Origin of the sequence: Bartonella sp. CL70QHWL (genome assembly GCF_042194855.1) — a bacterium.
Classification (GTDB): Bacteria; Pseudomonadota; Alphaproteobacteria; order Rhizobiales; family Rhizobiaceae; genus Bartonella.
Map to the genome: position 1 here is coordinate 105,559 of NZ_JBHINJ010000003.1, position 7,962 is coordinate 113,520.

7 protein-coding genes and 1 pseudogene are annotated in these 7,962 nt (G+C 39.5%); all 8 read left to right on the plus strand.

Annotated elements, in window-relative coordinates; genetic code table 11:
- The first annotated feature begins 366 nt into the window (after positions 1–366).
- Entirely contained in the window at positions 367–501 is a 135-nt protein-coding gene (locus ACFIJZ_RS02420; RefSeq protein ID WP_375630933.1) for a hypothetical protein, read from the plus strand.
- 977 nt (positions 502–1,478) lie between these two features.
- On the plus strand, positions 1,479–1,994 hold the full coding sequence (gene ruvC, locus ACFIJZ_RS02425; protein WP_273790468.1) for a crossover junction endodeoxyribonuclease RuvC: 516 nt from the start codon (positions 1,479–1,481) through the stop codon (positions 1,992–1,994).
- A 13-nt stretch (positions 1,995–2,007) separates the two neighbouring features.
- Positions 2,008–2,622: a Holliday junction branch migration protein RuvA gene (ruvA, locus tag ACFIJZ_RS02430; RefSeq protein ID WP_375626548.1), complete on the plus strand. Its 615-nt coding sequence runs from the start codon at positions 2,008–2,010 to the stop codon at positions 2,620–2,622.
- A gap of 13 nt (positions 2,623–2,635) precedes the next feature.
- Positions 2,636–3,730 carry a Holliday junction branch migration DNA helicase RuvB gene (gene ruvB, locus ACFIJZ_RS02435; protein ID WP_375630934.1) on the plus strand — a complete coding sequence of 365 codons (1,095 nt, stop codon included), beginning with the start codon at positions 2,636–2,638 and terminating at the stop codon, positions 3,728–3,730.
- Positions 3,731–3,954: 224 nt separating this feature from the next.
- Positions 3,955–4,395: a tol-pal system-associated acyl-CoA thioesterase gene (ybgC, locus tag ACFIJZ_RS02440; protein ID WP_273790465.1), complete on the plus strand. Its 441-nt coding sequence runs from the start codon at positions 3,955–3,957 to the stop codon at positions 4,393–4,395.
- A gap of 1,679 nt (positions 4,396–6,074) precedes the next feature.
- Positions 6,075–6,788: a protein TolQ gene (tolQ, locus tag ACFIJZ_RS02445; RefSeq protein WP_273790464.1), complete on the plus strand. Its 714-nt coding sequence runs from the start codon at positions 6,075–6,077 to the stop codon at positions 6,786–6,788.
- 14 nt (positions 6,789–6,802) lie between these two features.
- Positions 6,803–7,258 carry a protein TolR gene (gene tolR / locus ACFIJZ_RS02450; protein WP_375630935.1) on the plus strand — a complete coding sequence of 152 codons (456 nt, stop codon included), beginning with the start codon at positions 6,803–6,805 and terminating at the stop codon, positions 7,256–7,258.
- A gap of 108 nt (positions 7,259–7,366) precedes the next feature.
- A pseudogene (locus ACFIJZ_RS02455) lies at positions 7,367–7,962 on the plus strand (cell envelope biogenesis protein TolA); the annotation flags it as partial.

Genomic DNA, 7,962 nt, shown 5'->3' on the forward strand with positions numbered 1-7,962 from the left:
AACCCCTCATTGGCATGAATTGCCAGAAGTTTTTCGCCAATTTGTTTCTCATTCATTGCGTTTAGAAGCGTGCATTTTTTTCATTTAGAGATGCTGCTGTAGTTTAAGCACTTTGGTCAATAAGCGGCGGCTTTATCTTGAACGATGATAATCTAGTGGGAAAACAAATCGAATTACTGAAACGACTTGTGGGCGTGCTGAGAATAATAGCTCCTTGCTTCTTTCTTGCGATATTTAGAGCAGTATACCCATTTTTTTTTAACAACCGAAATTTCACAACTAAAACTAATCTAGAGTGCTTTTTTCTGCCTAATTTCTATTTGAGCGTAGGAAATATCTTGAGCTTATAGCTGAAGGGTATAGGTATTGATTGTAAATTATGGCATGGGATGGAGTATGGTTGGTTTTGTGGAAAATCGGCTTTGGTTGATTGCAGTTGGAACACTTTCTGTTGATCTATCGTGTGACTTTGTTTTGGTTATGATAATGATCTGGCTCTAAGATAGAGTAGGGGCTTGTACATCAATTTATTTATGCTCTATAATTTATGCCTATAAAGCTGCTGTAAAGTGTGTGTTATGAGGATGATACACATTGTTACAGTTTTTGGGCTTCTTTTGTTTTGAATGGAAGGTATTTTCCCTCGCGTAAAATAAAATATCCAAAATAAAGTGCCATATAGTGCCATATAATGAATGTCCTATAGGTTCCTTGTGCCCCTATGCAATGTCCCTCTCTACGCAATGTCATTGTGGTGTGATGAGTATATTCAAAAATATTTCTCAGTTCTTATTCACATCCGTTGAGCCTCTCTCATCTTTATGCTTGCAAAGGAGAAAGCCGGCACTATCATCATCTTTGCCAGTCCCCAATGTTGCGGCAGCCTTTGGAACTTGAGACAATTCATTAGAAGCATTATTTTTAGTCCTTTCTTGTACAGTTTCACTCTATACGGCAATCCCACGTTTCATATGTAAGAGAATGGTTTTGATTGCTTCAATATAAACAGATTTGTAATGAGAAAATCTTAGGATATTCGGGATTCTTATGCAACATACAAAATAATTAATTATCTTTATAAATCAACGTGTTGTCTTGTCATGGTAGCGCCATGCTATAATGTAAAAAGTTTTCGCAAAGTGTGTACCATCCGTTTCATAGCCTCTTTACACATTATGAATGTACAATCCAGCACTGCTCTATTTTCTCGCTTGCGATGTTTAACCGTTATGGCATTGGAAATGATATAGAAAGGGAATTTTTATGCTTTAGAGGGTGCTTGCTTGTGGTGTGTGAATGGTTTTGATTGATTTCAGTTATGCTTCATAAAGATGCTGTTCGTTGCGTGTTATAATTGTATAAATTTGGGGGGATGATTATCTTTTTACTGGTTTTGTCTTGGGTTGTTGTTTTCTTTGTGGTCTTGTCTTTATTCACATCTTTATTCACAGGGGGGAAAAGTGTATAGACTGTAGTTTATGGCAGAGACGATTCGTATTATAGGCATTGATCCCGGATTACGGCGTACAGGGTGGGGCGTTATCGATGTTGCGGGTAATCGTCTTCAGTTTATTGCAGCAGGGACGGTTTCTTCTGATGTAAAGTGTGAGCTGGCTTCCAGACTATGTCAGATCCACAAAGGTCTTTCAGAGGTTGTGCATCAATTTATGCCCCATGAAGCCGCTGTAGAACATGTGTTTGTCAATAAAGATGCTACAGCAACTTTAAAACTTGGGCAAGCACGTGCAATTGCACTGCTGGTTCCTGCGCAAGCAAATCTTCCTGTTTTTGAATATGCGCCCAACAAAGTGAAAAAATCGGTTATTGGTGTTGGACATGGGGCTAAAGAACAAATCCATATGATGGTCAAAGTTCTCCTCCCACGGGCTGAATTTGATAGCAGTGATGCGGCTGATGCTCTTGCTCTTGCTCTTTGTCATAGTATGCACCGTAACAGTATTGACCTATCTTATCAGGCAAGGAAGGCGATATGAGTGGGGTGGCAACATGATTGGCAAATTAAAGGGCACTCTTGAACATATCTTTGATGATCATATCCTTCTTGATGTGCACGGTGTGGGTTATGTTGTTTTTGTGTCAAATCGGCTGCGTCCTTCTTTACCCTCTGTTGGGGAGGCGTTAAGCCTTTTTATTGAAACGCATGTTCGGGAAGACGCAATCCGCCTTTTTGGTTTTGCTACAAGAGCTGAACAGGAGTGGTTTTGTCTTCTACAAAATGTTCCTGGAGTAGGGGCAAAGGTTGCTTTGGCAATCTTGGGTACTTTATCGCCAGATGAACTTGCACAGGCTATTGCTTTAAACGATGTTGCGATGATTAGTCGAGCGCCGGGCGTTGGTAAAAAAGTCAGTGAAAGAATTGTGGGTGAGTTGAAAAGTAAAACACTCCCCTTTGAACAAGCGCTCAAGACTGTTTCGGTTCCTCAGCGTGAGATGACCAATCAACCTGCGCATGATGCGCTTTCCGCGTTGATGAAGCTAGGGTTTGAACGGGAGCATGCATCCCGTGCTCTTGCTCTTGCGATGAACGCTCTTGAGGGGGAAACTGTTTCTTCTGCCCTGCTGATCCGCCATAGTCTCAAATTGCTTTCTTCTCCTACTTAAAATCAAGGTAACAATGCATAAAGATGAAGATAAACGCCTTCTGGGTTCCGCTTCCCTTCCTAACGATCCAGATCGTTCCTTAAGACCACAAGTTCTCGATGACTTTATTGGTCAAGAAGTGGCACGGGCTAATTTAAAAATATTTATTGAAGCAGCAAAAACGCGGCAAGAAGCGCTGGATCACGTTTTGTTTGTAGGACCACCGGGGTTGGGAAAAACAACGCTTTCACAGATTATGGCAAAAGAATTAGGCGTTAATTTTCGCTCTACTTCAGGGCCGGTCATCGCTAAAGCAGGAGATTTAGCCGCTCTCTTGACCAATCTTGAAGAACGTGATGTCTTGTTTATTGATGAAATTCATCGCTTAAATCCGGCGATTGAGGAAATTCTTTATCCAGCCATGGAAGATTATCAACTGGATTTGATCATTGGGGAGGGGCCGGCCGCACGCTCGGTGAAAATTGATCTGGCTAAATTTACTTTGGTAGCGGCAACCACACGTTTGGGGCTTTTGACCACACCGCTGAGAGACCGTTTTGGCATCCCAATTCGTCTCAATTTTTATACGATAGAAGAATTGGAATATATTGTGCAGCGTAATGCGCGGCTTTTTGCCGTCAAGATTAGTGATGATGGTGCCCATGAAATTGCACGCCGAGCACGGGGGACCCCTCGTATTGCCGGACGGCTTTTACGGCGCGTTTGTGATTTTGCTTTGGTTAAACAAGCAAAACAAATTGACCAAAAAATCGCCGATGAAGCGCTTTCGCGCCTTGAGGTCGATCATCTTGGTCTTGATCCGCTTGACCGTCGCTACTTGCTTCTGATTGCGGAAACTTTTTTAGGGGGACCGGTGGGGATTGAAACGATTGCTGCTGCTTTATCAGAACCACGCGATGCCATTGAAGATATTGTTGAACCGTATTTGCTCCAACAAGGTTTTATTCAAAGAACTGCTCGTGGACGCATTCTAACTGAAAAGGCTTGGAGCCATTTAGGGCTTTCTGCTCCAGCCTCTACAACGTCTATACAAAGGCGTTCTCAACTTTCTGATGCTCAAGACAATTCATTACTTCAGACGTCTTTATGGGATGGGGAAGATGACTAAGGCATTTCTTCATTAAAAGAAACTATTTGAACATTTTATAGCAAGGTCATAAAATACAAGAGACGTGCTTCCTTTAACATATTCTGGTCGAAAAAGTTTGGCACTATTGAGGATTTTTTGCTTTTGCTTTCCACAACTTCAACACAAAAATGTGTTCAATCTTTTGATTGATAAACAATTTGCTATATTAGCTATATTAGATGATTTTATGGGGCATGAAGTCGATGACAGAAATAACACCTTTTAAGAGCAATCATACAAACGCTTTTCATAATTTTCAGGTCCGCGTTTATGTTGCTGATACAGATTTTTCCGGTGTGGTTTATCATGCGCGTTATCTTGAGTTTTTTGAACGAGGACGTTCAGAGTTTTTACGAGATGCCGGTTTTAATAATAAGATGTTAGCAGCAGGGGTTGAGGGAGAAAAACTGTTTTTTGTTGTTCGTCATATGGAAATTAATTTTTCAAGACCAGCTAAAATTGATAATCTTTTAGTCGTTAAAACACGTGTTACTCATATCCAAGGGGCACGCTTTTTTATGGAGCAATCTATTTTGCATGAGATGACCACGTTGGTAACAGCCAAAGTTGAAATTGCTCTGATTAATGAGGAGGCAAAACCGCGACGTTTACCCAAAGAACTTTTTGCAAAAATTCTTGGTTAAAAGTATTATTCATTGAACCAGCAGCTTTAGGAGAGATCGGCAGATATAAAGTAATCTACAATCTAAAACTATACATTTATCATAGCCTAAATGTTTTCCAACAAGGTTACACGATACAGCAAAAGAAAACAGCTCTGCTACAACACTACAATAAATTGAAGATGATATTTCACAAAATTAAACACGCCTCATCCATTTTCTGTTATAAACTCAAGATATTTTTCTTTCTTTTGAAGAAAGGTTTGTTGGCATCAGAAAACAACAGAAAAGTACAAAAAAAAATAAATAAAAAATGGATTAAGATTTGTTTTTATAAAAATGCACATACCCAGCGCAATATTGCAATAAAGTGATAATAAGCCATTAGGTCGAAAATTGTCTCAAAACACCCAAAGGGTGTTTTTAAGCAATTTGATTTGTTTTTTTACTGGATTGTCATTTGGCATCACAAGAGCGCGTGTTTCATCCATTTCTATCTATAATGCATCACTTTATGTGCGCTTCTAAGCGTAGTAAATGAGTGAGAGATCAATGTATATAAAGCAGAAATGCATTCTTGATTTAAAGTTTCAAAAGCATATTATTCTATATAATATATTGACTTAGAAAGATAAATTATCACTTCTCACGGGCACAAATTCCAATAGAGGAATAAAATACTTTGCATTTCAAATCTGTTCATGTTGAAACAATTAAAATCATTTGCTTACACATCATAAGAGAGAAATATAAATCATTGAAAAAATTGTAAAAATGTTCCTTATGTATCATTCTCAATGCAATAACGATCAAATATCGCAAGTGAGCAAAGAGAGCGAAGAAGCTGGTTTTCATGAAGTAAAGACGTGAAAAGGCTTTTTTCATATCACAGAAGCTTTTACGTTATACCATAGTGCCAGAGAGATGATAGGCATTGAAAGAGGCAAATTCACAACACAATGAGATTACATGAGACTTACACTAGATTATATAGGACTTGTAGGGGTGCATGGGGGAGGCGCATTGTCGTGAGGTGTGGTAGGGTGGTTTAGTGTCGTTTTTTTGCCCGATGGTGTGATCTTATTAAAGAATGAGAGAAACAATAGCCTGAGGCAAAGCATAATTTTTCATGATGATAACATATTTATTTATAATGATAATTCATTGCGTTGCAATTTTTAGATAATTCTGAAACTTGTAAGATTTTTTCTTTTCAAGCTCTATTGCTGCGAATTAATTAAAAACATTTTCTTACATATCACAAGCGGGGTTGATGAGTGGGTACAAAAACACTTAAGAAAGGAATAAAATGCTTCTTATGAATCTTTTCAAGTGCTAAGACTTATTGCAGCATTTTAAGCTTAAAACGCGTATGATGATTTAGCGTTCTTTATCATAAGCGTAAAGATGGTGGTGCATAATAGATTTTATATTATGCATTTTTATATCTTTTATTTTTATAGTATTTATGGAGAAGTTCTTATCGTTATATTTTTCATAAATGCTGTTGTGAAATGAGGAGGGGCCTGCATTGAGGGATGTCTCTCGTCATCACTTTTTAAGGAAATTTAAGAAACAAGTCTTGTTTTAGCGCATGGATTTATGTGAGACTAGAGTTTTTACTTAAATTTAGAAACTATAAAATAATCTGTTTTATAAAACTTTTAAAAATACACCTTTCATTTAGAGGGACAAAAATTATGCCGCATGGTGAACTAACAAATCCGGAAACAATTGGAATGTTGCATTTGTTTATGCAAGCGAGTTGGATCGTGAAAGGTGTTATGATTGGGTTGCTGCTCGCTTCCATCTGGAGTTGGGCAATTATTTTTGATAAAATTTTTACGTATCGGAGAATACGGCGTGAAATAAAGCAGTTTGAACGTACATTTTGGTCCGGCAAAGCGCTAGAAGATCTTTATGCATCATGCAAAAGTCAACGTACAAATAGTATATCCGCAGTTTTTATAGCAGCAATGGTTGAATGGAAAAAATCTCTTGAAAAAGGGACCCATACATCGAAAAGTTTGCAGAGCAGAATTGATAAGGCTATGGATTTGACGCTGGGACGTGAAAGTGAAAAAATAGAATCAAAATTAAGTTTTCTTGCGACACTGGGATCCGCGGGACCCTTTATCGGACTTTTTGGAACAGTTATTGGTATTATGGAGTCTTTTCTTTCTATTTCAGCTTCTCAAAATACATCACTTGCCATTGTCGCGCCGGGGATTGCAGAAGCGCTTTTGGCAACCGCTATTGGTTTGTTTGCAGCAATTCCAGCCGTTATTGCTTATAACAAGTTGACTCATGAAAGTGCGCGCATCATTGCACAAATAGAAAATTTTGCCGATGAATTTTCAACAATTGTATCGCGGCGTATTGATGAAACACGCACAGCACCTTCCTCTTTATAAAAAGGAGCTTATCCATGGGCGTTTCTGTTGCTTCTTCTTCTTCTCGCAAAAATACACGTAGGCGGCATCATTCACGAAGCCAACTGATGAGTGAGATCAATGTCACTCCTTTTGTGGATGTCATGCTGGTCTTGTTGATTATTTTTATGGTCTCTGCTCCCCTTTTAGTGAACGGTGTTCCTCTAGATTTGCCTCGTAGTCAAGCGGGTCCCGTACGAGCTCAAAAAACACCCCTTACGGTTTCACTTGACGCGCAAGGGCGCTTTGCCATTAATCAAGATTATTATGAAACGTCACAGGCCCTGATTGCACACCTGAAAACTCTTCTGGAAGCAGATGCTACACAAAAAGATCAACGGGTTTTTGTGCGGGTTGCTAAAACTGTTGAATATCAGCAGGTATTAAAACTGCTGGCGGATATTCAAAAATCGGGGTTTTCTCAAGTTGCGTTAGCAAGTCTAGCACAATAAATAATAAGTAATAAAATTGCGCATAACCGGTTGTTTTTAATTTTTTTTTAAAAAGAGCATAGAGTGATTAAAAATGAAAAAATGTAAGGCATAAATAAGGCATAAAGAATGAATAAAGACTCCTATCATAGTATGAAACGAGGCTTGGCTTTATCCCTTGTGGTCCATGTCATTTTTCTCAGTTGGGGAGCCATTCAGTTTACAAGCTCTGTCTCTTTACCACAACCATTGGAAGCAATTCCCATTACTCTTGCTCCTTTAGTGGACGAGTTTTCTTCTCAACAAGGAGCCGTGAAGGCTCCTATCCGTGCTGTCCCTGCCATAAAACCAACTATGCAGCCACAAGAGAAAGAAGATGCACGCCATATTGGAGAGGGACAAATAGATAGTCTTGCACCATTTCAACCAAAGGAAAAGCCGCGTCCCGTTGAAACAGCATCGCCACCATCAAGCGAGAACACATCAGAAACATTTGCACCAGAACTTACAAAACCAGAATTATTAGAAGCAAAAACAGAGGATGCGCCCAAGGTTGCACCTGAGATGCCTTTGGAGGCACCAGAGGATGCGCCCAAGGTTGCGCCTGAGATGCCTTTGGAGGCACCAGAGGATGCGCCCAAGGTTGCACCTGAGATGCCTTTGGAGGCACCAGAGGATGCGCCCAAGGTTGCGCCTGAGATGCCTTTGGAGGCACCAGAGGATGC

Coding starts and splice junctions, on each gene's coding strand:
- ruvC (WP_273790468.1), top strand. CDS start 1,479: ATGGCAGAGACGATTCGTATTATAGGCATTGATCCCGGATTACGGCGT.
- tolQ (WP_273790464.1), top strand. CDS start 6,075: ATGCCGCATGGTGAACTAACAAATCCGGAAACAATTGGAATGTTGCAT.
- ybgC (WP_273790465.1), top strand. CDS start 3,955: ATGACAGAAATAACACCTTTTAAGAGCAATCATACAAACGCTTTTCAT.
- tolR (WP_375630935.1), top strand. CDS start 6,803: ATGGGCGTTTCTGTTGCTTCTTCTTCTTCTCGCAAAAATACACGTAGG.
- ruvB (WP_375630934.1), top strand. CDS start 2,636: ATGCATAAAGATGAAGATAAACGCCTTCTGGGTTCCGCTTCCCTTCCT.
- ruvA (WP_375626548.1), top strand. CDS start 2,008: ATGATTGGCAAATTAAAGGGCACTCTTGAACATATCTTTGATGATCAT.